Genomic DNA, 713 nt, shown 5'->3' with positions numbered 1-713 from the left:
TTGAGCCGGTTACCGGTGCAGTATTGGCTAGCATCTTGGTATTGGTATTCATCATCTTGTTTATTCAGAAAAAACCGAAAGGACTGTTTCCACAGAAGGGGAGAGCGGCAGAATGAGTATTTTAAGTACGCTGTTTGATCGCGGATTAATGGGCCGAGAAGGTCAGCCGGGGAGTCGAACCTTTCCATTTGTAATTCTTTTACTCGCCATCACTTTCCTTGCCTCTATCGGTAACTTGGTGATGCCTGAAGGTTCAGTGTTTTATGTCAGCACCTATACCATAACTTTGCTGGGTAAGTACTTGTGCTACGCCATGCTGGCTTTGGCAGTTGATATTATCTGGGGCTATTGCGGTATTTTGAGCTTGGGTCATGGTGCATTTTTCGCGCTTGGTGGCTACGGCATGGGCATGTATTTAATGCGTCAGATTGGTGACCGTGGTGTCTATGGTCACCCTGAGCTACCTGACTTTATGGTCTTTCTGAATTGGCAAGAGCTACCTTGGTTCTGGCAGGGTATGGATCAATTCTGGTTTGCGATGATCATGGTGGCATTGGTGCCTGGCTTGCTAGCTTTCGTGTTCGGTTGGTTGGCATTCAGGTCTCGAGTCACGGGTGTATATCTATCGATCATGACGCAAGCACTGACTTATGCATTGATGCTGTCTTTCTACCGAAACGAGATGGGTTTTGGCGGGACCAACGGCTTAACAG

Annotated in this window: 1 pseudogene; it reads left to right on the top strand. The window is 47.4% G+C overall.

Annotated elements, in window-relative coordinates:
• Positions 1-112 precede the first annotated feature (112 nt).
• Positions 113-713, top strand: a pseudogene (locus A3763_RS03680) (urea ABC transporter permease subunit UrtC); the annotation flags it as partial.

The organism is Oleiphilus sp. HI0128 (assembly GCF_001635365.1).
This window is presented reverse-complemented; position numbering and strand designations above follow the sequence as displayed.